The sequence below is a fragment of the Acinetobacter sp. ANC_7504 genome (assembly GCF_056779995.1).
Map to the genome: position 1 here is coordinate 688,324 of NZ_JBWYIZ010000001.1, position 20,785 is coordinate 709,108.

Below are 20,785 nucleotides of genomic sequence, written 5' to 3' on the forward strand. Positions count from 1 at the left end.
TAAAGAGCAATGGCAACGCTAAATCAAAAGCACAAACTCTTTATCGTACGTAGCTTAGCGCAGTGGAATACACCTACTGAAACCGTTGAGCTTGTCCAACAAGAGTTTGGCATCACTATTTCACGTCAGCAGTGTGAGGCATACGACCCGACCAAACGGACAGGGCAAAACCTCAGTAAGGCACTCGCTGACGAGTTTTATAAAACCCGGGAGCAGTTCCGTAAAAACACAGATGAAATGCCCTTGGCGAATCTCGCCGTGCGCTTACGTCATTATGAGAACTTGCTGAATAACCCACAGAACAAACGTAACCCTATTTTACAGCTGACCATTCTTAAACAGGTGGCTGAAGACGTCGGTGGCAAGTACACCAATAAAACAGAATTGACTGGCGCAGGTGGTGGGCCATTACAAAGCGAAAATGTTACCTACGTGGATGCTAGCCCTGAATTAGTGAAGCAGGTGTTAGATGAACTCGAAAGTAAATACTAGACCGCTTGAGATAAAGATCGAACGTGAGAAATGCGAACGTGAACATTTGTTTTTCACACGCCGTTTTTTCATGCCTCGTATGGGGTTTAAGTTCTCAGTCAATTGGCACCATGAATATATTGCATGGGCAATTGATGAAGTCATTGCTGGTCGCATTGAAAACCTAGTCATTAACGTTCCACCAGGTTCAGGCAAGACTGAATTACTGACCAATTTGATCGCACGTGGTATCGCACGTAATCAGCGTTCACGATTCTTATATTTGTCATTCTCGCAGTCACTTGTAGAGGATGTGTCATCTACGGCGCGAAACATCGTGAAATCGGTCGAATTTCAGGGCTTATGGCCTGTAAAGATCTCGACCAGTACCGATGCTAAGGCAAGTTGGAAAACTACTGTAGATGGCTATGAAGCGGGGCACGTCTATTCTGCTTCGATGGGTGGTCAAGTTACGGGCCGCCGTGCAGGTACTTTGGCAGATGCTGGCTTTACCGGTGCGATTATTCTGGACGATCCACTCAAGCCTGAAGATGCATTTAGTAAGACGGCACGTAACAAGGCAAATCGTAAGATTCTGAACACGGTCAACTCACGTAAAGCCAAATCAACTACTCCGATTATTCTGATCATGCAGCGTTTACACGTTGAGGATCCGACCAACTTTGTGATGACTGGCAACGTGCCAGGGAAATGGCATCAGATCTCGATACCAGCACTGATTGATGATGACTATATCAACTCATTGCCTGAGCATATACGCCGTAAGGTACCACGTGATGTCGAGCGTGATGAGAAAGGACGTCAGAGTTATTGGCCACTGAAAGAGTCGTTACAGTCATTACTGCAGTTAGAGAAAGGCGGTCAGGACAAAGACGGCGCTACAGTGTCGCGTTATACGTTCCGCAGTCAGTACCAGCAAGAACCTAAAAAGCTTGGCGGTGACCTTGTTAAAGCTGAATGGTTTGATCGCTATCTTGAATTGCCTCCACTGAAGTGGCGTGCGATATGGGCAGATACGGCGCAAAAAACCAAAGAGCATAACGACTATTCAGTGTTCTTATGTGCAGGGCTTGGTTATGACAATCGCCTGTACATCATCGATGTGCGCCGTGGCAAATGGGAAGCACCTGAGCTGATTAAGGAAGCTAAGGCTTTCATCAATAAGCATAAGGAAAGCAATACCAAGATCGGCAAGCTTCGATACATGGCCATCGAGGATAAAGCATCTGGAACGATGCTGATTCAAAACATTTCGCGTGAAACCACATTACCGATCAAAGCGATTCAGCGTGATATAGACAAGCTGACTCGTACTATGGATGTGGTGTTCTATGTTGAAGATCGCCGTGTTGTTCTACCTGTGAGTGCACCATGGTTATTGAATTATGTTGAAGAAATCGAGGGCCTAAAAGCTGACTTCACACATGAGCATGATGACCAATGGGACCCTACCATCGATGCGATTAATGACTCACTTGCGAAAAAGCCGACTGTATTTGATTAGAGGTATTTATGGCTAAAGATAAAAAGTCTGATACAGGCGGTAAAATTAAAACGCTTGTAGCTGACGCAGTAAAACAGGCAATAAACGCTATTGGTGATGCTGGTGCATATACAAACTTGGTATCCAATATTGGTACCGAGCGTGACAAAGCCACAGGTGGCAAGTTTGTCCGTAAAGACATTGACGATGATCAACTTGAAGCGGTGTATCAGAATTGGCTTGCACGCCGTATTGTCAATCGTCCTGCATCTGACATGCTGCGTGCTGGATGGTTCTATGAAGGCATTCAAGGTGATGATTTAAAACGCCTTGAAGAAGCGTGTAAGGCGTTTCACTTAGAGCATGTGCTTTTATCGGGCTTAATCCTTTCTCGCCTCTACGGCGTTGTGTATATCCTGCTTGGAACGGCTGACGGCGCTGCCTTAGACCAACCTTTAGATATTTCAAAACTCGGCCAAGGTCGTTTGGAATTCTTCACAGTCGTGAAAAAGAAATATATCACGGCGGATAAAAAAAGTTATTTACCGCCGTCGGCATGCTGTGGATTGCTAAAACAGCCTGAATTTTACGAAATGAAAATGGGGAATGAAGCGAAAAAGCGCATTCACCATACTCGTCTAATTCGCATTGCTCATGCTGATGTGGTGAATGAAGAGCCACAAAGCATTCTGCAAGAAGTCTATGAGGATCTGCTGGATCATGCCAGCGTGAAGCGTGGATCTGCTAGCCTTATTCATGAATCAAAGATTGATGTCATTCAAACGCCGAACTTGGTCGATAAGATTAGAGAGGATATGAAAGGCGTCATGGAACGTTTCATGTCTGTGGGGCTGATGAAAAGCCTAAACGGTATGTTAGTCCTTGATGCTGAAGAAAAGTACGAATCAAAAACGTATAGTTTCGGCGGCTTGCCTGACATGATGCGTGAATTCTCAGTCCAGACAGCAGGCGCGGCAGATATCCCTTATACGATTCTGTTTGGCCAATCACCTGCAGGTATGAATGCCACTGGTGAGCATGACACTCGTAATTATTATGACTCGATTGCCACTAAGCAGGAATGGGACCTCAAGCCGATCTTGATGAAGTTCCTCGCCGTGATCTGTCAGTCTACGTTCGGACGTCAATTTCCTGAATTGGATGTGGTATTTAATCCGCTTTGGCAATTAGATGCGAAAGTCCGTGCGGAAGTGGAAAAAGCCAATGCTGAGCGCGATGAGAAGTATCTCAATATGGGCATCATCACTGAACCGCAGATCGCTCGTCAGCTTAATATCGACGGCGTTTATTCAGTCATTGATGAAAAACACATCAAATTGCTGGAAACCATGGTGAAGCCAAATGACGACGATCATACAGATCCTTAAGCCTCAGCTTCAGCAGATCAAGAAACGCAAGAAAGGTCGCAAGGCTAAGCCTAAGGCGGTCAAGGCCAATCGCCGTGTTGAGTTGTTTTATACACGTCAGCTTTTGGAAATCTCCAAATATTGCCAAGACCAAACCAAAGATTTAGTTTTACCTACGGTAGGTCACAACATTGGTGATAGCTGGGTGACAGACCTATTCACGGCGTTACGTGAAAAGATGGTGAAGTACACCATGGAAGTGTCGGTATCTTTGGCCACTAAAGTGGTTATGGATACCAGCAAGGATGTTGATAAGCAGATTGCTAGTCATACCAAGACCATTCTTGGTGTGGACCTTACGCCGTTTTTCCGTGGCGCTGATATTCAGGATGAAATCGATAATCAGATTGCTGCAAACGTTTCGCTGATTAAGTCTATTCCAAGTCAATATACCGATAAGCTTGAAGCATTGGTGATGAATGCCTTGCAGACAGGGCAAACTAATCAGGAACTGGCTCAGGAAATAAAAAAACTCGGTCATAGCACAGACAATCGTGCACGACTGATTGCAGCCGATCAGATGGGTAAGATCAACGGTGCTATCAATAAGAAGCGTCAGACGTCTTTAGGTGTAACGACTTACGATTATTTAACATCAAAGGATGAAAAGGTTCGTCCGTTATGCCGAAGCCATCATGGTAAAACCTTTCGATGGGATACACCGCCAAAGGGAGGTCATCCTGGTCAAAAGATTGGATGTCGATGCACAGCGTTGCCGAATTATGAGGATATTTTGATTGATTGAGTTGTTTTTGATTTTCAAGCGCTTAAAATAACAGTATTGAATATTTCTTACAGGAATATAGTTATTAATTTTGTACGAACACCTTGGGGTGATTTCCCAAAAATCAAAGTACTATATCCCTCTGGCACACTAAGGAAAGCATCTGAAGAGCTATACTTACAAGCTAAAGGTGGTAATGTTTTAGCTGCTTATGAATTGCTTGTAGAGCATGTTTTAACATCTGAAGACATTTTAGATATAGGTGCTTTAATACTTGAACATAATCCAATACTTGTTCCTGTTCTAGCTCAAGAGCATTTAGGCAAAAATAGAATTCCTGCTGTTTTTGCAGAGATTATTGGTGGTGATTTAGGTCTTGAAGTTTGTGATGATATTGTTCAAACAGTTAAGGCAAACCATACTGATGCAAATGCGTATGAGCGAATAGTACGCCAGCCAATGTTTGATGGACACGTTGAGGTGGGTAGAAACTACGTTATCATAGATGATACTGTTTCGATGGGTGGTACATTGGCTGCCTTAAAAGGACATATTGAATCTAATGGTGGAAAGGTTATACTAGGAGTTACTCTAACAGGTTATCGAGATTTAGATCTTGTCCCATTAGATAAAACATTAAATTTTATTCGCAACAAACATCCTGAACTTTCTGAGTGGTGGAAAAATGAATTTGGTTTCCCAATCGAATATCTCACGCAAGGTGAGCTCGGGCACTTCAAGAAGCCCAATAGCCTTGACGAAATCAGAAATCGTCTCATTGCGGCAGGATTTCAAAGCAGCCATGAAAGAGGCTAGAGCATTAGTTGCACAAAGCAAAAATGCTTTAAGTAAATAACCTATAAGCTTTATGAAAAACAAAAGCCACTCTCAATGTGGCTTTTTTATTATCTATGTGAAATGTGCTGATTGATTAAATTTTATAACTTTCATAAAGTTGATTCTCATTAGATAGGAATTTTCTTATGCAAGTTGAAATTATTAATCATGATCATTTAGCAATGGATGCGGATTTGGACGTTGTACCTCGAATTGGTGAAATATTTACCGGTACAACAGAACACGGCGACGAAGTTTCAGGTACCGTGCGTGATGTTGAACATAGTTATAATGCTGCTCGAGGTGGCCACTCAATCCGAGTGTATCTTAAGCCTTGAACAATGCTGATCATTGACCCACTTCGGTGGGTTTTTTATTGCCCACAGAAAGGTGATGTCATGCGTAAAAAGAAATTTTCCAAGGAGCGTTTTTATCGCCGTTTGGAAGCTCAAAACAAAAATAGGGTGACCAGCTGTAATTTTCATATTGAAGCATTGAATCATCAGGATGTGAGTCGAGTAATGAAAAGATTAAGAGCCGATGGGCTCTTTTTTAATGCCCAAAATTCAGCAAAACAGCCTGAGCCTAAACCTGAATTTGTGCCACCTCTACCTTTGAAAAAAATTGAAGTAACTGAGCCAAATAATTACTCAGGATTGTTTGGTCAATGCTTATTACACATGGCAGCAATCGTAGCTTGTGCACTTCTATTATGCGGAATCTTACAAAAGCTGAGTCATTAACTCATGAAACTCATTTACCAACTCAAAATTGGTGATTTTGCACCAAGCGATAGTACACGCTCATTTACTCAAGAAGGGTATCTGAAATGCGTCAATGTACGTTTGGCCAAAGCACCGCAAGTTCGTCAGTATTACGCTTATGAATTTCCAAATTTGGAAGGTTATTCAGCGGATCAGGTTATCAATGTCTATGTGGCAGCTGAGGATCTATTTAAGCCTGAAGTCATCAATAGTCTTCAAGGTGTAGATGCAACGGACTATCACCCACCTAAGAATGAAATCAATGCTTCCAACTGGAAGGAATACCACATTGGCGAATGTTTCAATGTGCGCCAAGAGGGTGAATTCTTGGTCGGTGATCTGATCATTAAAGACCAGAACAGTATCGGTTTAATCCAAAACAATGAGCGTGTTGAGATCTCATTGGGCTATGCGGCTGATCTTGTCATTGAACAAGGAACGGCACCAGATGGTACGCCGTATCAAGCCAAATTTATTAATTTTAAAGGCAATCACGTGGCGCTGGTGAAATACGGTCGCTGTGGCGGTGATTGTCGCGTCGGTGACCATAAACCAAACCCAAAGGGGAAGAAGATGGAAATTAAAGTAAACGGTATTCGCTTTGAGATTGGTGACAACCAAGCGCTAGCTGATGCTGTAAAGCAACAAGAAGACCAGCTTGAAAACTTAAAAGCAGCAAAACTCAAAGTTGGTGATAAACAATTTGCTATCGGTGATGAATTGCCAGCTGTACAAGCAGTGGTTGATACCTTGCAGACGGAAAATGCAGAACTGAAGCAAAAAGTCGGTGATCTTGAAAAAAACCAAATCACACCGGAAAAGCTTGATCAGGTCGTGGCTGAACGTGCGTCAGTGGTTGCGGACGCCGTTGCCTTAGTACCAGGTATCAAAACTGAAGGCTGTTCATGTGAGCAAATCAAACGTGATGTGATTGCAGCTAAAGCAGGTGACACATTGGTGACCGCTGTACTTGGTGGTGTCGCCGTGGGTGATGCTAAACCTGAGCAGATCGACACGGTATTCCGCGCACTGTCAGCAGTGAAGTCGACCACACCAGGCAATGCAGTCGGTGATGCATTACATCAACAGCAACAACAGCAAAACCAAGGTCAAGACCCTAAAGAAAATAAGGGTTATGACAAGTCTGCTGCATACAAAACAATTTAAGGGGAACTTGAATCATGGTTCAGCAATTAAATGCGGTAGTCGGTCAGCGTGGCCGTTTAACTGCCAAAGAAGTTGTACTGTCATTACCGCTTTCAGGTCTGACTTTAGTCAATGACGGTGACGTAGTTGTCCGCACGACTGACGGCAAATCAGTAACGGCTGTGTCAGGTGCTGCACCTACACACTTTGGTGTGGTGGTACGCCACGGCGTTGGTAAGACAGGCAAAACGGCGGCTGGTAAAGAAGCCTATAAAGCGGCTGATATGTTGCCTGTGATGTTTGAAGGTGCAATTTGGGTCAAGCCTACCGCACCGGTAACAGACATCACTGCCAAGGTTTATGTGAAAACCGCCAATGGTACGACCTTAGCGCCGTTGGGTTCGCTTTCATCAGTATCAACCGATGGCACCGAATTACCAGGTGCAGCATGGGAAACCGTGACAGGTGCCGATGGTTTAGCCCTTCTTAATCTTCGTGGAGCTTAATAACACATGAGCAAATTAGCAAAAATGAAAGCGCGTTTAACGCCGATTTCACATGCCATTCAGGCACAAGTAGGCGATGCGTTCAACATGGATGCATTGGCACAGCTCTTCGTAAAGATCGAAGAACAAAACGAAATTACACCACAGCTTGCACAGGTCCTTGACTACGCCAAGTTCATCCCAGTGACCAATGTAAATGCGGTTTATGGTGGTGGTGAAATCCTGTCTCGTAAAAAAGGTGTGGGTATCGGCGAAGATTATGCTGGTACTGGTGATGATATTCCGCTTGCAGAAGTTGAATACGATACTGTAAGCCTACCAGTGAAAGTGGGTGTGATTGGCTACCAATATTCAGTGGTTGAATTGGCGACCGCTCAGCAAATGAACCTCACGCTTGAAGCGGACAAAGTTCAGGCTGCAAACTTGGCTGCTGAAAAGCACATGTCTAATGTGGCTTGGTACGGTTACACCAAAGCAAATGCCAGTGGGCAGCTTGAACAGGTGAATGGCTTCTTGAACCAAACAGGCGTGACCATCGTGACTGGTCAGCATGATTGGGCTACGGCGACCATTGAAGAGGTTTTATCCGACTTCAATAACTCATTGGCTGATTCGTCAGATTTGTTTGATGGTGATTCTTCAATTGAGCCTGACACTTACTTAATGGCATCAGCGCAGTACACTCACTTATCGACACGTGTCGTGCCAGATTCAGGTGGTAAAACATTCCTGAAGTACATTGAAGAAAACAACATCTTCACCACTCAAGGCAAAACATTAACTATTCGTGGTTCTGGTCGTGGCAATGGTAAAGGTACCGCTGGTGCTGACCGTTCGATCATCTATCGCCGTGATCCATCATGTATTCAATTCAAAGGCAACAGCGTTGAGTTCCTGACGGCGCAACCGAAAGGACTGGATGTACTTGTGCCAGGCCACTACAAATACCAAGGTGTTTGGCTGAAGCGTGTTGATTCACTTCGTTACCTTGACCATGCATAAGGATTAAAACCACATGGCTAAATATTCATACACTTACAGCGGCTCTAGTGCCGCTTTTGTTTTTGCAGGCCTGGTGACTTTACCTAAAGGCATCGCCGTAGTGATTGAAGCTACTCAGCACAAAGCACTTCAAAAAAATAAGTTTGCCAAGCACCTGATTGATGCAGGTGAGCTTGCTGTTGAAGAAGTTGCAGAAGTCGGTGATTCAAAACCTACTTCAGGTCGTGGCAAAGGCTCTCAATCAGGTAAAACTGATGAAGGTAAAGGCAAGGATGAATCTAAACCTGCTGAGCTCATGATTGATGACGTGCGTAAAGCGCTGACTGATCTTGAAATCACCTTTGCTGACGATGAAACCCTTGAACAGCTGCAAGAAAAACTTGCTCAAGCCACTGAATAAGGTGAACTATGGACCCACAAGCTTTTAAATTAAAGTTTAAGTACGACACAACATTATTAAATACTTCTGATGCTGAAATTGCCGATGCATTAGAAGAAGCTGGTCTTGTTGTAACGGCGCTTGAATTTGGTGATCTGAAAGAACGTGCTGTGGGTCTATATGCAGCACATATTCTCAGAGTTGCACACAAATCAAAGTCTGGTAACAGCTTTTCAGATGCATCAAGTATGACTATTGCAGGTCAGAGTGTGAGTTTTTCACGTTCGGGTACCGATGCATTTTATAACCAAAGTATTTATGGTCAGCGTTACCTGGCATTAAAAAATTCAATTCCAATTGGCAATGATGGAACCAATCCCAATCGTATCGGTGTTGGTGTTTTCGTTGTTTAGGAGCAAGGCATGTCATTTAAGTATCAAGCGCCTGAAAACTTTAAAGCGACTTCGCTTGAAATTGCAGGCACCACATACAAGGTTGAAAAAGGTGTGATTGAGTCGGATACCGATATTGCACACATTCTGGCACCGCATAGTTTTAAACGTGCGGTTGAAACCAAAGCAGAACCTAAAAAGGAAACTGCTTCAAAGTAGGTGATGTATGAGTGATTACCGTGTTGATGCTGCTGTTGATTTTAACGAGGTCAATGAACGTGTACGTGCTGAAATACGGCGCACGGTAAATGCACTCACACTTAAACTTCAGCGAACTATTCAGGAAGATATGCTGACAGGTCAGCGTCTGAATGTGCAATCTGGACGTTTAAGAGGATCCGTTTCATCTAAGGTGGAAGAGGATAAGGACTGGATCGAGGGTACAGTCGGTGCAGGTGGTGCTTTGGTACCGTATGCCTTTGCTCATGAATTTGGGCTTAAAGGTGCGATGGCCATTAAGGCGCATCTTCGGATGATCAAGAAAGTCTTTGGTCAGCCGATTACACCTGGTCAAATCATGATCAAAGCCCATTCACGTAAAGTGGATATGAAAGAACGCCGTTTTATGCGTGATTCATTGGTTGAAGTGGCGAAGATCGTGCCGAAGAATATTGATGCAGCAATAGAAAGGGGATTGAGCAGTGAATAGTGAAGCCATTTACCAGGCATTGTTTGACCGACTTTCATGTATTGATGGGATTAAAACCACCAGTCGACGCTTGAAGCATTTTAACCATGTTACTCCCGAACAGCGTCCAGCGTTATTTGTGACGCAAGGCAATCAAACCGAAGCACCAGTGAAAGGCTTGGATGCCAAGGTTGAACTTGAAGCAGAAGTATACGTTTACATTCATGAATCAGATCCATCGATACCGCCGAGCGTGCAGTTAAATCAGATGATTGATCAAGTACGTGCCAAGCTTGCGCCTGATCATCCTGACATCTGCGAATACCAAACCTTAGGGGGATTGGTCGAACATTGCTGGATTGAGGGCACCATCGAAGTTTTTGAAGCAGTGGAAAACATGCTCGATGACCAAGGGATTGCCATCATTCCGATTCGGATCCTTACCACTACCTAAAGCAATTTATAAATTCCATGACCGCCAATACGGCGGTTTTCTCATTTTTAAGAGGTCGATATGGCTCAATATTTATTTGGTGCCGGTAAAATCTTTGCCACACCATTACAGGATGTGCACGGTAATCCAATCACCAATGGCACACCCGTTGAAGTGGGCGTACTGCAGTCAACGTCAGTTGATATCAGCTATGACTTGAAAGAACTCTTTGGCCGTGGTCAGTTCGCCGTAGATGCCGCACGCGGTAAGGGTTCGATTAAGTGTAAAGCGACAATGGGTCGCATCAACGGCGCATTGTTGAATTCCATTTTCTTTGGTGGCGTGGTCACTGAAGGTGGTATTACTGCAGTCGCTCAAACCATCAATGGTGAAGTCGTTGCAGCATCTGTAACACCAGTCGTTCCGAACAGCGGTACATTCTTGAAAGATTTAGGCGTGACTGATGCCAAAGCTATTCCATTAAAGCGTGTGGCGAGTGCACCGGTTGCAGGTCAATACAGTGTGGATGAAGCGACAGGTGTTTATACCTTTGCATCTGCCGATGTGGGTAAAACGGTATTTATCAGCTTTAAATACACAGCTACGGTGGCAGGTGCCAAATCAGGTGTCGTAAGCAACTTGGATATGGGTTATACGCCTGAATTCAGTGTTGATCTGATGCGTGACTACAAGGGTAAATTCTTTGGTATTGAATTCTTCCGCTGTGTCAGCAATAAGCTTGCATTCAGTTCAAAACAGGATGATTACGATCTACCTGAGTTTGAATTCCAGCCAATGGCCGATGATTTAGGCCGTGTCTTCAAATGGACTACTTCGGAGTAATACCAAATGCAATTTAACCAGGTCGAAAACCCACGTGGTAATCCGCTTAAAATAAATGGCCAGATTTGGATTTTTGCGCCGTTGTCCTTAGGTACTGCTGAAAAGCTGATGCCGAAGCTTAAAACCTTTGATCCAAGTGAATTTGCTTTAGTGGCAGATGTAGCACATAGCTCTTTAAAGCGTAACTATCCTGACATTACCCGCGAATTTATTGCTGATGAACTACTTGATATTGGTCACGTGAACGCCGTATTTGATACGGTCATGGGGGCTTCTGGTCTAGTTTATACAGGTGAAGACGAGCAGGCCACTGATTCGGGGGAATAGACTGGGAGGAGCTGTACACGCATTTGGTGCTTACATTGGGCAAGGATTACGACTATGTGCGTAATGAATTGGATTTTCCAAGAGTCAAAGCATTGAATGCGTATCAAAAGCAGTGTCCTCCCAGCCATGTTGGCATTCAGCGTCTGTGTCGGATCCTTGAGGCATTTATGGGGATTGAAGACAGTACTGGTTCAGAAGATGCTCAAAGCGATGATGAAGATGATTTGTTTGCGGATCTGCAGAACTTTCCTCAGGGTGGCTAAGGCCGCCCTGATTGATTAAAGTATTTGAGTTGGTTAAAGTTCGCGGGAACTTTATAACAACTTGGATATAACCATGAAAAAAGTATTAGGGGTGAGTTTTTTAGCTTTCACTTTGGCTGCTTGTGGTGGAGGTGGTGGGGGTGATTCTTCATCTTCCAATAATGATGGTAACAACCCACCAGTGTCTAAGGCTGAAGTCTCAGGTATTTATACTGGAAAGACCAATCAAGAACAGAATGTAGTTGGATTGGTGGATAAAAATAATAAATTCTGGTTTTTATATACACCACCTTATTCTAACGGAATTACTGGCTTCATGACTGGTGACTTAACTGTTTCTGATAACACAGTAAAAGCGAATAAAGGGAAAGACTTTTATTTTGGTGGCAGTGCAGTTTACGACACATCTATTGATGGTACTTTTGAAACTAAAAAGAGCCTAAATGGAACGATCACTTATACGCCTTCAAATCAGGTTACATTTGACACTTTATATGATGCTGAATTAAATAACTCGGTATCCAATCTCACGACAATCGCAGGATCTTATATAGGTCAATCAGCGATAGTTGAAGGTATTGAAGAAGCAACCTTAACAATTTCAAATACGGGTGTGATTTCAGGTAAAGGACAAAGTGGCTGTACGTTCTCAGGGAAAATAGCAGCTGAAGAAAATGAACCTTACTACAATGTTGATTTAGTTTTTGGTTATTCACCTTGCTATCTGGCAGGACAGTCAGTTGAGGGTGTGGCTTATTATGATTCAGCTAACAAAACTTTATATGCAGTGACTGAAACAAGTAGCCGAGATAATGCAGTTTTATTCTTGGGTACGAAAAATTAAAGATAAAAATTCTGATTATCCATAGATTTTAAAGAACCGCCTCACGGCGGTTTTTTTATGCCTGTAAGAGAGGAATTATGAGCAACAATCGAGTGGAAGTGCACGTTGGTGCGAAGACTTCCGAACTTAAAAAAGGCATGAATGAAGCTGAAAGTATTGTCAAAGATACGGCGCAGGAGATTGAAGTCACAGGTAAAAAAGTGGACTTTCAGATTGACGTGTCTGGTGTACAAAAGACCTTTGATAATCTCTCAAGTAATATCTCAACGCAGATGCTGGGCCTAGGTAAAAAAATTGCTGCTGGTATTGGTTCTGCCTTAGCTGTAGATGGATTGGTCAGTTTCACTCGCAATGCAATTAGCACCGCTTCAGAAGTTCAGAAAATGTCTGACATGCTGGGTGAATCGGTAGAAGACCTCCAATACTTTGCCAAAGGTGCTCAAACAGCTGGATTGTCATTAGAACAGTTCGGCATGATGGGTAAGGACGCGCTAGATCGGCTAGGTGAAGCACGCCGTGGTGAAGGCGAAATGATGGACTTCTTTGAAAAGATCGCACCTAAAATTGGTGTGACCATCGATATGTTCAAAGATTTAAGTGGACCAGAAGTTATCCAGGCATATTACGATGGATTGGAAAAAGCCAATTTATCGCACGCTGAAACCATCACCTACATGGAGCAGATCGTCAATGATGGCAGTTTGCTTATTCCACTACTCAAAGACGGCGGTGCAGGCTTTAAAAAATGGGGTGAAGAAGCCAAGAATGCTGGCGCTATCATGTCTAAGGATATGGTGGACAACCTCGGTAAGGCTAAAGAAAACCTTTACACACTAGAGCTTCAGTTCCAAGGCTTTCAGGCAATGCTGATCAATACAGTAACGCCTGCAGTGACTGCTATTGCGCAGAACTTTGACAACATCAAAGCTGTGGTCATCGCTTTAGGTGCTGCTATTTCAGCTAAATTGGTTGTTCAATGCGCCGTATTAGCTAAAGAGTTTGTGATTGGTGTTGCCCAAGGCATGGCTTATCAAATGCAATTGTCTGCGCTTCAAGGACAGGCAATGCGTACCGCTACGGCGATGGGTGTACTGCGAAGCGCATCCGCATTGCTTGGTGGACCTGCTGGCTTAGGTATGTTAGCACTTCAAGGTGTAGCGGCAGGTGCTGCATTTCTTTACATGAAACGAAGCAGTGATGAAGCTCTACCTGCTTTAAGCACACAAGGTAAAACAGTTGCTCAACTTCGTGAGGAATATGAAAAGCTTGATAAGGCTCAACAGCGTGTATTGACGCGACAAGCCACGGCAGACCTATCCAAAGCTGAGCAAGGTTTCCGTAAACAGGAAATTGCATTACTTGGCTTGGTGCGTGCGGTTGTTAATCATTCCGATGCATCAGATGCTGATAAAAAAGCAGCTAAAGAGCTCCACGATCAATATATTCAAGGCAAGCTGAATGCAGATCAACTAGCCACAGGTATTAATAACCTACGAACAGTTGAGTCTAAACATAAGGCTGGAATTGATGAGAAAGCTGCTGCCGTTAATAAAGAGCGTAAAGCAGTCATTGATGCTCAGGGTGTTCTAAAGACTTATAACCAAGTTGTGACACAAGGTACTAAGGATAATAAAGAACACACCAATTCCATCAACGATAAAGCAAATGCATTAGCCAATTTGACTGCAAAGCAGATGGAGTATGTTCGTGAATCTAACAAACATTCTGAACGAGAACGCTATATTCAACACAACATGAAAGTTGGTGGTGTGTCGCGTGAGCGTGCTGAGCATATGGCAGATGCTCGTGATAAGGCAGGTATGGGATACACCGCTAAAGACGGTGCAATGCCTGAAGCTGTTAAACAGGCTGAAGAAGCGGACTGGAAGCGTAAACAAGCAGCTGAAGCGCGTGAGGAGGCTGAAAAGAAAGCTGAGGAGACTCAAAAACGTCAAACCAAGGAGCTTGAAAAACAGCAACAGATCTTGCAGGTCAATGCACGTGTAAAAGCTAATGCTGAAAAGTTTAACTATTCAGGATTTGAAGCCAAGTATGGCTTGCCGAGTGGCATGCTATCAGCTCTTAACATGCAAGAGACTAAGGGTCGAAATGTTGAAGGCGTTCAGACTAAATACGGCACGGCGAAAGGCAACTTTCAAATGCTGGATATGACCGCCAAGCGCTTTGGCGTATCTGATCCATTCGACACAAAACAAGCTGCTGAAGGCGCAGCCAAATACATGCGTTTCTTGCTAGATAAGTATGGTGATATCAACAAGGCTATTTCTGCTTATCATGCAGGTGAAGGGAATGTTGATCGTGGTACCGGTATTGGTCCAATTAATCGCCAGTACGTGAAAAACGTCAAGGGTTACATGGCTGGCGTTAACGGTGTAGAAGCAGGGACTGAATCTTCAGATTTTGATAAATCACTTCAAGAACAAATCCGCAAAGCTGAAGAAGCTGAAAAGGAAATGCTAGCACTGCAGTATAAATATGCAGTTGAAAGCAAGCAGGTTGTTTTAGATCTTAAGCAAGAACTAAGTAACATTGATTCTTCTATATTGTCAGCAGAAGAAAAGAAAGCTTTTTCAATCAAAGCTGAGCAGGAAGCCGCTGACAAAATCAAAGCTATTAGTATTGAGCAGCTTGAAAAACTCAAGGCGCTTCATGAGGAAGAGCTTCAAGGCAAAATGATTTTGTCTCAGCAAATATTCGAGCTAGAAATGGCACGTTTAGATGCTGATCTTGATGCTGGAAGAATCAATAATGCTGAAAAGGTACGTCTTGCAAAGCAACTTGAAGAACAGTTGTATGCCATCAAGCGTATTGGATTGCAGGAGCGCCTAGATCTTGAACAAGAGCTAAGTCAACTCACTGGGAATAGTTCTGGGGTAAGTGGCGTAACCAATGAAATCAGTGCATTAGATCATCAAAGATCGGTGTCTGATATCCAAGTACCAGGCATGATTTCTGATGCCCAAATGAAAGACTTTGAAGATAAGTTTGGGAATCTAACGTCACGAATGTCTGGTCTATGGGATAAAGGCATTCAGTCCATGATGAATGGCACGCTAACTTGGAAAAATGCCATGAATGCCATTTTTACAGAACTGGCAGGGGCATTTATTCAAAGCATGATTAGTGAACCACTAAAAAAATACGCTGCAAGTTTAGCAACTCGTATGGCGATTAAATTAGGGTATATCAAATCAGAGACGGCGGCTGAAGTGGCTGGGCAAGCTGCACAAACTGGCGCCGTGGTAGCTGGTGAAGGCATGAAAACCGCTGCAACTTCAACAGGTGTAATAGCTCGTTTAGGTTTAAAGCTCATGGAAGTCTTAAAGTCAATCATGATGTCAGCTTGGGAGGCTATGGCTGGTGCTTGGGCGGCGCTTTCGTCAATTCCAATCGTAGGTCCTGCATTGGGTGTGGCTGCTGGTATTGCCGCATTTGCAGGTGTATCTGCAATTGTGGGAAAAGTGGCATCAGCCCGTGGTGGTTACGATATTCCTGCAGGTGTAAACCCTATGACACAACTTCACGAAGAAGAAATGGTTTTACCTAAACAGCACGCGAATACGATTCGTGCCTTAGGTAAGTCACTAAGTGCAGATGGAGGCTTTGGCACACCTCAAACTCCAAGTCAGCAAGTGAGTAACCATTTCTCAATTCAAGCCTTTGACTCACGTGACGTAAAGCGTTTCTTTGAAAAGCATGGTCGTGAATTGGCTAGTGGATTAAAGGGCCATCGCCGTAATTTCGGTACCTAAGGAGGTTTTCGTGTCTGATGTATTATTTCCTGAATTACCTGGTCTTGAATGGGAGTTGTCAAAAACTCCCATTTTTAATACCAAAATTATGACTTCTGTGAATGGTCGGGAACTTCGCGCAAGTTATCAAGCCATTCCCAAATATGAAATCTCAATGTCATTTGCTTTTCTGCGTGAATCAAAAGGAAAGAATGAACTACAGCAACTGGAAAGCTTCTTTTTAGAACGCCGTGGTGCATTCGATTCCTTTCTTTTCAAGATGCCTGATGATTGTGATTACACATGCTCTTACAGTGGTGATGGTAGTACGACAAGCTTCCAACTGTATAAGCAGATGCATACATCCGTGATACCTTTGGCTCATACAAAAGCTGAAACAGTTTTTGAAGTGGATCCAACATTTTGGAATGATAACGACAATCAGCAATTTTGGAGTGAGAACGACGATGATCTGTTCTGGGATGATACAACTGCAATTATTTCAAAAGATGGAAAGATCACGTTATCCAAACCAATTGATGGAGGCTTTAAGTTTGAAGTCGATGGAACATATTACTACCGCTGTCGATTTGCTGATGATGAACAACAGTTTACGAATTTCATGCATAAACTTTGGAATGCAAAAAGAGTTGATCTCGTTGGATCTCTAGGAAATAAAGTATGAGAGCTGCTTCTGCAAAATTAATCGAATTGCTTGATGCTGATCAGTTTGTGATGGCTGATCTGTATACGATCACAACTGTACAAGGTGATGAATTCCGATATACGAATTATGACTTTGATTTGACTGTTGCAGGTCAAACATATAGTTCGAGTGGTCCGATCATCAGCCGTGAAGGAATTAGTCTGTCACTCGGTATTGAAGTTGATAATTTGTCGATCAGTATTGATTGTATTGATGATAATGAATGGAACGGCATCAATGTTGTTAAAGCGTTTCATAACGGTCAGCTTGATGGTGCTCGATTTAAGTTAGAGCGTATTTTTATGGATATGAATACACCAACGGACACCAGTGCCGGCACCATCAAGCTTTTTGAAGGTCGAATCATTGAACCTGACCTAGACAGAAATTCAATTCAAGCGAGCGTTGCTTCGGATCTCGATGAGCTGAACGTGCAAATGCCAAGAAATCTGTATCAGCCAAGTTGTACGAATACGCTATTTGATACGGCATGCGGTTTGTTGCGTCAGAACTTCATAGTGCAAACGACGATTGAATCAGGCAGCACGAACGCTCGAATTTTATGCCAGGTGAATCAGCCACAGGGTTGGTTTACGCAAGGCGTAATTGAATTCTTGGACGGTGGTAATGCAGGTCTGAAACGGACGATTCGCATGCATGAATCAGGTGCTTTGTTATTGACTTTGCCATTGTTGGAAACACCGCAGTCCGGGCAACGAATCAAGGTTTATCCAGGATGTGATAAGCGTTTGGAAACTTGTCAAAATCGTTTTAATAATTTCAGCCGTTTTCGTGGTGCGCCATTTATACCGGTACCAGAAACAGCCGTTTAACCAAATTTGTATTAATCCATACCCAGCAATCGCTGGGTTTTTTTATGGGGTAAGAAAATGTCTTTACCAAGTCCTACCGAATTTCGGGATCGTACGAAAACTAACGCTCAGATGCGTGAGATGCTTGCACAAGTTGCTGAGAATGCGTTCGGTAAAAATATCGTCTCCGAAGCTCCCGACTTAAATACTTATGAAACAGATGGTTTTTACTATGCACGATCAAATGCCGTTGCAGCAGCGTCTATAAATAGTCCGACAACTGTGCCGTTTGTGTTAGAAGTATACAAAACTCATTCGGATGGCTACAGTGTTATGCAAGAAGTACATGATGTGAATAATAATTCATACCATCGATCTGGATTGCGTACTACACCAACAGGCATTATCACATGGACAACTTGGCAGAAAATAGCGACTGACGATGGTGTAAATAGTTCTATATCATTAAAAATCAATGAAAAGACAGTTGAAAAGCGAATAGTATCAGAACAATTCGATGCAAATGCTATTCGTGGAAATATTGATTTGTGCAACATATCGCATACTATTGCTTTGTCTAGCACAAATTTGCCAACAGGATTAACACCAACAACAGCGGCAGGTACGTTAATTACACGCCTGATCGGAAATTCTGGGGATTATGCTGTACAGTTTTATTTGACAGGACAGGAGTTATATTTTAGAAATCTTAACTCTACAGTTAGCCCAACAAGCGAAGCAAATAAATGGCATCAAGTTGCGAAAAAGACTGACATTCCTGCAAATAAATTTAATAGTCCAACAGTAGTTTCCACTGCACCTGACTTAAATACTTACGAAAATGACGGTATTTATTATGTGCGTTCAAATGGTATTGCAGCAGCGTCTATAAATAGCCCGACAACTGTACCGTTTGCGTTAAAAGTATACAAAACTCATTCGGATGGCTACAGTGTTATGCAAGAAGTACATGATGTGAATAATAATTCATACCATCGATCTGGATTGCGTACCACACCAACAGACAGTATCACATGGACAACTTGGCAGAAAATAGCGACTGAATCAACGGTTTCAGCTTTGCGTAATGAACTAAATATTTTGAAAGATAATGTAGGTTCATTAAAAAGTAATCAAATTTCTACAATAGAGACTTTCGATTATCTGTATCTAGAATCAGGGAAATTGAAGGCTGTGCGAGCGGATACAGATTCATTTGTTTGTGATATTTCACCAAGACAATTTTTGAGTCTGGATAATAATGGAGCTTGTGCTCTAGCTGTAACTGACTTGGTTACACGCATTTCAAAAACCCCTGTTGCACTCAACTGTTATAAAAACACGTATTTTTATTCAGCGCCAAATCTATTAACTGTCATCCCGAGTTACGGGCAATCTAACGCAATCGGTGCAACGGGGAGTGTTGGAAATGTTGATCGAACTGAAATCATGACAGATGACATTACTTTTGCATCATCTTTATTAATGTTCAAAAATAAAGATATCAGGCTTGACTACAATCAGACTGAAAACAACACAGTCGATGGTGCAACATTAACTGATTTTGCGCCGATGAAAACGATTCAAAATTCACTGAAACAAGTTGCAACAGTGACTGAAGGTGCTTGCAGAAAGCTAGCGATTGATTGTGCAAAAAATTTAGGATTTAGACCAAAAATTCTAACGTGGACAAGTGCTAAAGGTGGAACTGGTTTATCCGGGTTAACAGTTGGAACTGTTCCGTATACAAACTTGATAACGGGTTTAACTAGAGCTGTAGCAATCGCAAATAGCAAAGGACTCAAAGTATTTGTTCCTGCGATTAATTGGGTTCACGGTGAAAATGATGCAAATAGTTCAACTTATAAATCAAGTTTAGTCGCTTTCTATTCTCAACTTAACGCAGACATCAAAGCGATTACTGGGCAGCTTGCAGATGTGAAGATGATTATGTCTCAGCCGATCAGCTGGAGTGGTGAAGCGTATAAAAGTTCACTAGCTATGCTTGAACTTTCAAATGAGGACGAAAATTTCATATTAGTGAATGCACCATACACGCTACCAATAAACCCTGATTTTACGCATCTAACTGACACAGGCCACTATAAAAATGGAGAGTATTTTGGCAAAGCATTAAATTTGAATGTTATCGGCAAAAAGTTTAAGCCAACCCAAATCGAGTCAGTCGTAAAGATCAATAACAATACGCTCGAAGTAAATTTTTACACACCAGTTGGTTCTTTGACTGTTGATACAACTGTGACAGCTAAAGATGAAAATTGGGGCTTAACTGTACACAACAGCTCGGGAGTAAAGCTAACAATCACTAATAAAGTAAAAAATGGTAATAAAATTACTTTAACTGTGAGCGAAAGCTTGACAGCGGGCTATGTCGGTTATGGATTAATCGGACATGAAAATCCTTATCCAACATTTGTTGAAGCAGGAAAACCTCGTGGTCAATTGCGCGATCAAGACGCAATTCCGTCGATTGTTGATGGTATGCCACTTTATAACTGGTGCGTCTACAGTAAATCGAGTTTTTAAAATGAAAAACCAACTTGCAGTACAAGAAGCACTCACATGGCTCGGCACGCCCTACCATCACCAAGGGCGTATCAAAGGTGTGGGTGTGGATTGTGCCACTTTGCTTTGTGAAGTCTATGAAGCAGTGGGGCTAATTGATCATTACGATCCGGGTCCTTATCCACCTGACTGGCATATGCACCAGATGGGGCAGCGCTATCTTGAACACATTCAGAAATTTTGTGATCAAGTGACTGAGCCGCAGCCTGGTGACATTGTTCTGTATCATTTTGGCAAATGCATCAGTCATGCTGCAATTGTCGTTGAGTGGCCAACGATCATTCACTCATATATCCATCAGGGGGTCATCCTCCAAGATGGAACCAAAGGAAGTTTAGCCCGGCGAATTGCCGGGTTTTATCGTTTAAGAGGGCTATAA

General features: G+C 42.9%; 24 protein-coding genes. All 24 read left to right on the forward strand.

Annotated features, from left to right (window positions below):
• Nucleotides 1–9 precede the first annotated feature (9 nt).
• The 24 genes from AC1M9F_RS03395 to AC1M9F_RS03510 all read left to right on the forward strand — a co-directional run bounded on the left by AC1M9F_RS03395 (nucleotide 10) and on the right by AC1M9F_RS03510 (nucleotide 20,785).
• Complete coding sequence (locus AC1M9F_RS03395) at nucleotides 10–492, forward strand: DUF2280 domain-containing protein (RefSeq protein WP_168396906.1); 483 nt, start codon at nucleotides 10–12, stop codon at nucleotides 490–492.
• On the forward strand, nucleotides 470–1,996 hold the full coding sequence (gene terL / locus AC1M9F_RS03400) for a phage terminase large subunit (RefSeq protein WP_481597054.1): 1,527 nt from the start codon (nucleotides 470–472) through the stop codon (nucleotides 1,994–1,996). The genes AC1M9F_RS03395 and terL overlap by 23 nt, the downstream gene beginning before the upstream one ends.
• 8 nt (nucleotides 1,997–2,004) lie before the next feature.
• Nucleotides 2,005–3,363: a DUF1073 domain-containing protein gene (locus AC1M9F_RS03405; protein WP_481597055.1), complete on the forward strand. Its 1,359-nt coding sequence runs from the start codon at nucleotides 2,005–2,007 to the stop codon at nucleotides 3,361–3,363.
• Nucleotides 3,338–4,147, forward strand: coding sequence for a phage head morphogenesis protein (locus AC1M9F_RS03410; protein ID WP_481597056.1), 810 nt, complete (start codon nucleotides 3,338–3,340; stop codon nucleotides 4,145–4,147). The genes AC1M9F_RS03405 and AC1M9F_RS03410 overlap by 26 nt, the downstream gene beginning before the upstream one ends.
• Nucleotides 4,148–4,183: 36 nt before the next feature.
• Nucleotides 4,184–4,942, forward strand: a complete 759-nt coding sequence (locus AC1M9F_RS03415) for a phosphoribosyltransferase (RefSeq protein ID WP_481597057.1) — start codon at nucleotides 4,184–4,186, stop codon at nucleotides 4,940–4,942.
• A 167-nt stretch (nucleotides 4,943–5,109) separates the two neighbouring features.
• Nucleotides 5,110–5,301: a hypothetical protein gene (locus AC1M9F_RS03420; RefSeq protein ID WP_138742969.1), complete on the forward strand. Its 192-nt coding sequence runs from the start codon at nucleotides 5,110–5,112 to the stop codon at nucleotides 5,299–5,301.
• A 60-nt stretch (nucleotides 5,302–5,361) separates the two neighbouring features.
• Nucleotides 5,362–5,706, forward strand: coding sequence for a hypothetical protein (locus AC1M9F_RS03425; RefSeq protein WP_481597058.1), 345 nt, complete (start codon nucleotides 5,362–5,364; stop codon nucleotides 5,704–5,706).
• A gap of 3 nt (nucleotides 5,707–5,709) precedes the next feature.
• On the forward strand, nucleotides 5,710–6,894 hold the full coding sequence (locus AC1M9F_RS03430) for a DUF2213 domain-containing protein (protein WP_481597059.1): 1,185 nt from the start codon (nucleotides 5,710–5,712) through the stop codon (nucleotides 6,892–6,894).
• Between the two features lie 14 nt (nucleotides 6,895–6,908).
• Nucleotides 6,909–7,379, forward strand: a complete 471-nt coding sequence (locus AC1M9F_RS03435; RefSeq protein ID WP_481597060.1) for a structural cement protein Gp24 — start codon at nucleotides 6,909–6,911, stop codon at nucleotides 7,377–7,379.
• Nucleotides 7,380–7,385: 6 nt separating this feature from the next.
• Entirely contained in the window at nucleotides 7,386–8,381 is a 996-nt protein-coding gene (locus tag AC1M9F_RS03440) for a DUF2184 domain-containing protein (protein WP_481597061.1), read from the forward strand.
• 13 nt (nucleotides 8,382–8,394) lie between these two features.
• The gene (locus AC1M9F_RS03445) at nucleotides 8,395–8,781 is read left to right on the forward strand and encodes a hypothetical protein (RefSeq protein WP_481597062.1); all 387 of its coding nucleotides are present in this window, start codon (nucleotides 8,395–8,397) and stop codon (nucleotides 8,779–8,781) included.
• Nucleotides 8,782–8,789: 8 nt separating this feature from the next.
• The gene (locus AC1M9F_RS03450) at nucleotides 8,790–9,173 is read left to right on the forward strand and encodes a DUF4054 domain-containing protein (RefSeq protein WP_481597063.1); all 384 of its coding nucleotides are present in this window, start codon (nucleotides 8,790–8,792) and stop codon (nucleotides 9,171–9,173) included.
• A 9-nt stretch (nucleotides 9,174–9,182) separates the two neighbouring features.
• Nucleotides 9,183–9,371, forward strand: a complete 189-nt coding sequence (locus tag AC1M9F_RS03455; RefSeq protein WP_481597064.1) for a hypothetical protein — start codon at nucleotides 9,183–9,185, stop codon at nucleotides 9,369–9,371.
• A 7-nt stretch (nucleotides 9,372–9,378) separates the two neighbouring features.
• Nucleotides 9,379–9,861: a hypothetical protein gene (locus tag AC1M9F_RS03460; protein ID WP_481597065.1), complete on the forward strand. Its 483-nt coding sequence runs from the start codon at nucleotides 9,379–9,381 to the stop codon at nucleotides 9,859–9,861.
• Complete coding sequence (locus tag AC1M9F_RS03465; protein WP_481597066.1) at nucleotides 9,854–10,294, forward strand: hypothetical protein; 441 nt, start codon at nucleotides 9,854–9,856, stop codon at nucleotides 10,292–10,294. The genes AC1M9F_RS03460 and AC1M9F_RS03465 overlap by 8 nt, the downstream gene beginning before the upstream one ends.
• Nucleotides 10,295–10,354: 60 nt before the next feature.
• Complete coding sequence (locus tag AC1M9F_RS03470) at nucleotides 10,355–11,116, forward strand: hypothetical protein (protein ID WP_481597067.1); 762 nt, start codon at nucleotides 10,355–10,357, stop codon at nucleotides 11,114–11,116.
• A 6-nt stretch (nucleotides 11,117–11,122) separates the two neighbouring features.
• Nucleotides 11,123–11,443: a hypothetical protein gene (locus tag AC1M9F_RS03475; RefSeq protein WP_481597068.1), complete on the forward strand. Its 321-nt coding sequence runs from the start codon at nucleotides 11,123–11,125 to the stop codon at nucleotides 11,441–11,443.
• A 26-nt stretch (nucleotides 11,444–11,469) separates the two neighbouring features.
• Nucleotides 11,470–11,706 (forward strand): hypothetical protein, encoded by a 237-nt coding sequence (locus tag AC1M9F_RS03480; protein ID WP_481597120.1) that lies wholly within the window; start codon nucleotides 11,470–11,472, stop codon nucleotides 11,704–11,706.
• A gap of 73 nt (nucleotides 11,707–11,779) precedes the next feature.
• A complete protein-coding gene (locus AC1M9F_RS03485; protein WP_481597069.1) occupies nucleotides 11,780–12,550 on the forward strand; it encodes a hypothetical protein in 771 nt (256 codons plus the stop codon).
• A 77-nt stretch (nucleotides 12,551–12,627) separates the two neighbouring features.
• Entirely contained in the window at nucleotides 12,628–16,323 is a 3,696-nt protein-coding gene (locus AC1M9F_RS03490; RefSeq protein ID WP_481597070.1) for a lytic transglycosylase domain-containing protein, read from the forward strand.
• A 10-nt stretch (nucleotides 16,324–16,333) separates the two neighbouring features.
• Nucleotides 16,334–16,987: a DUF2460 domain-containing protein gene (locus AC1M9F_RS03495; protein WP_481597071.1), complete on the forward strand. Its 654-nt coding sequence runs from the start codon at nucleotides 16,334–16,336 to the stop codon at nucleotides 16,985–16,987.
• Entirely contained in the window at nucleotides 16,984–17,841 is an 858-nt protein-coding gene (locus AC1M9F_RS03500) for a DUF2163 domain-containing protein (protein ID WP_481597072.1), read from the forward strand. The genes AC1M9F_RS03495 and AC1M9F_RS03500 overlap by 4 nt, the downstream gene beginning before the upstream one ends.
• 57 nt (nucleotides 17,842–17,898) lie before the next feature.
• On the forward strand, nucleotides 17,899–20,367 hold the full coding sequence (locus AC1M9F_RS03505) for a pyocin knob domain-containing protein (protein ID WP_481597073.1): 2,469 nt from the start codon (nucleotides 17,899–17,901) through the stop codon (nucleotides 20,365–20,367).
• Nucleotide 20,368: 1 nt separating this feature from the next.
• Nucleotides 20,369–20,785 carry an NlpC/P60 family protein gene (locus AC1M9F_RS03510; RefSeq protein ID WP_481597121.1) on the forward strand — a complete coding sequence of 139 codons (417 nt, stop codon included), beginning with the start codon at nucleotides 20,369–20,371 and terminating at the stop codon, nucleotides 20,783–20,785.